General features: G+C 71.0%; 3 protein-coding genes. All 3 read left to right on the top strand.

Annotated features, from left to right (window positions below; all coding sequences use genetic code 11):
• Positions 1–751 (top strand): FAD binding domain-containing protein (locus OEY_RS0124485; RefSeq protein ID WP_010596381.1); only part of this gene is annotated, 751 nt, incomplete at its 5' end.
• A gap of 4 nt (positions 752–755) precedes the next feature.
• Positions 756–1,235: a (2Fe-2S)-binding protein gene (locus OEY_RS0124490; protein WP_003936856.1), complete on the top strand. Its 480-nt coding sequence runs from the start codon at positions 756–758 to the stop codon at positions 1,233–1,235.
• Positions 1,232–2,911, top strand: a 1,680-nt coding sequence (locus OEY_RS0124495) for an aerobic carbon-monoxide dehydrogenase large subunit (protein ID WP_010596382.1), incomplete at its 3' end; no start/stop codon positions are given. The genes OEY_RS0124490 and OEY_RS0124495, both read left to right, overlap by 4 nt.

The following is a 2,911-nucleotide window of genomic DNA, read 5'->3' on the forward strand; positions in this document are numbered from 1 at the left end:
GCGGCTCGCCGGCCCCGAGTGTCTGATCGACATCAACGACCTGGCCGGCGAGCTCGGCTACATCGCCGTCGAGCCCGACGTCGTGCGGATCGGCGCGCTGGCGCGGCACCGCGAACTCCTCGAAAACGAGGCGCTCGCCGAGATCTTCCCGATCTTCCGCGACGCCGAACGCGTCATCGCCGACCCCGTGGTGCGCAACCGCGGCACGATCGGCGGGTCGCTGTGCCAGGCCGACCCCGCCGAGGACCTGTCCACCGTGTGCCAGGTCCTCGACGCATCGGTCGTGCTGCGCGGTCCGCGCGGCAGCCGGACGCTGACGATGGAGGAGTTCCACCTGGGCCCCTACGAGACGACCGCCGCCGCCAACGAACTGCTCGTCGAGGTCCGGCTGCCGCGACGGGGCCGCGGGTCGAGCGCCTACGCCAAGGTCGAGCGACGAACGGGGGACTGGGCGATCGCCGCCGCCGGCGCGGCGGTGTGGATGAGCGACGGCGCCATCGACGACGCGCGCGTCGGCCTCACCGCGGTCCGGGCGGACGCGCAGGCCCTGGCCGGCATCTCCGACCGGCTGCGCGGCGCGGCGCCGTCCGAGGACCTCTACCGCGAGGCCGGCGAACTCGCCGCCGCCGCGAGCGACCCGGTCGCGGACCAGCGCGGCACCGTCGACTACAAACGCCACCTCGCCGCGGAGCTCACGGTGCGGACCCTGCGCCGCGCCGTCGAGCGGCTCACCACCTCCGAAAGGGGTTGACCCGATGCGTGTTTCGATGACCGTCAACGGAGACGAGGTCAGTGCCGAGGTGGAACCGCGGCTGCTGCTCGTCCACTTCCTGCGCGATCACCTCGGCCTGACCGGCACGCACTGGGGCTGCGACACCAGCAACTGCGGCACCTGCGTCGTCGCGGTCGACGGCGAGCCCGTCAAGTCGTGCACCATGCTCGCCGCCATGGCGAGCGGCCACGACGTGCGCACCGTCGAGGGACTCGAGCGCGACGGCGTGCTCGACCCCGTCCAGGAGGGCTTCATGCGCTGCCACGGGCTGCAGTGCGGCTTCTGCACCCCCGGCATGATGATCACCGCCCGCGCCCTGCTCGACCGCAACCCGGACCCCGACGAGCAGACCATCCGCGAGGCGATCTCCGGGCAGATCTGCCGCTGTACCGGCTACACCACCATCGTGCGGTCCGTCCGCTGGGCCGCCGAACACCCCGCCACCGAGAAGGCGCCGTCATGACCGCCGTCGACCCGACCCCCGAGCTGCTCGACACCGTCGACAACGACGAGAAGCCGTGCGGCCACGGCCGCATGCTGCGCAAGGAGGACCCGCGATTCATCCGCGGCCACGGCCGCTTCGTCGACGACGTGCAACTACCCGGCATGCTGCACCTGGCGATCCTGCGCTCCCCGGTCGCGCACGCGAAGATCCTCGGCATCGACACCAGCGCCGCGCAGGCCCACCCGAAGGTGCGGGCCGTCGTCACCGGCGCCGACCTCGCGGACAAGGGCCTGGCCTGGATGCCGACCCTGTCCAACGACGTCCAGGCCGTCCTCGCCACCGACAAGGTCCGCTTCCAGGGCCAGGAGGTCGCCTTCGTCGTCGCCGAGGACCGGTACTCCGCCCGCGACGCCCTCGAACTCATCGACGTCGAGTACGACATCCTCGATCCGGTCGTCGACGTCCGTCGTGCCCTCGCACCTGAGGCCCCGGTGATCCGCACCGACCTCGAGGGCAAGACCGACAACCACTGCTTCGACTGGGAGACCGGGGACGCCGCCGCCACCGAAGCCGCGTTCGCGAAGGCCGACGTGATCACCCGGCAGGAGATGGTCTATCCCCGGGTGCACCCGGCGCCGATGGAAACCTGCGGTGCCGTGGCCGACTACGACCGGATCACCGGCAAGCTCACGCTGTGGTCGACGAGCCAGGCGCCGCACGCCCACCGCACCCTCTACGCCCTCGTCGCGGGTCTGCCCGAACACAAGATCCGGGTGATCGCCCCGGACATCGGCGGCGGGTTCGGCAACAAGGTGCCCATCTATCCCGGGTACGTCTGCGCGATCGTCGCGTCCCTCGTCACGGGCAAGCCGGTCAAGTGGATGGAGGACCGCAGCGAGAACCTGGTGAGCACCGGCTTCGCCCGCGACTACGTGATGGTCGGTGAGATCGCAGCGACCCGCGAGGGGAAGATCCTCGCGATCCGCACCCAGGTCCTCGCGGACCACGGCGCGTTCAACGGCACCGCCGCCCCGGTGAAGTACCCGGCCGGCTTCTTCGGGGTGTTCACCGGCAGCTACGACATCGAGGCCGCCTACTGCCACATGACCGCCGTCTACACCAACAAGGCGCCCGGCGGCGTGGCCTACGCGTGCTCGTTCCGCATCACCGAGGCCGTCTACCTCGTCGAGCGGCTCGTGGACTGCCTGGCCTACGATCTCGAGCTCGATCCGGTGCAGCTGCGGCTGCAGAACCTGCTGCGGCCCGAACAGTTTCCGTACACCAGCAAGACCGGATGGAAGTACGACTCCGGCGACTACGCGACCACCCTGCGCAAGGCGGCGGAGATGGTCGGGTACGAGGAGTTGCGCCGCGAGCAGGCCGAGCGCCGCGCGCGGGGCGAACTGATGGGCATCGGCGTGGCGTTCTTCACCGAGGCCGTCGGTGCCGGCCCCCGCAAGGACATGGACATCCTCGGTCTCGGCATGGCCGACGGCTGCGAGCTGCGCGTGCACCCCACCGGCAAGGCGGTGGTGCGGCTGTCCGTGCAGACCCAGGGCCAGGGGCACGAGACGACGTTCGCGCAGATCGTCGCCGAGGAACTCGGCATCCCACCCGAGGACATCGACGTCGTGCACGGCGACACCGACAACACCCCGTTCGGTCTCGGCACCTACGGCAGGCGGGCCCCCCCC

Origin of the sequence: Rhodococcus sp. P14 (assembly GCF_000256505.1) — a bacterium.
Taxonomy (GTDB): domain Bacteria; phylum Actinomycetota; class Actinomycetes; order Mycobacteriales; family Mycobacteriaceae; genus Rhodococcus; species Rhodococcus ruber.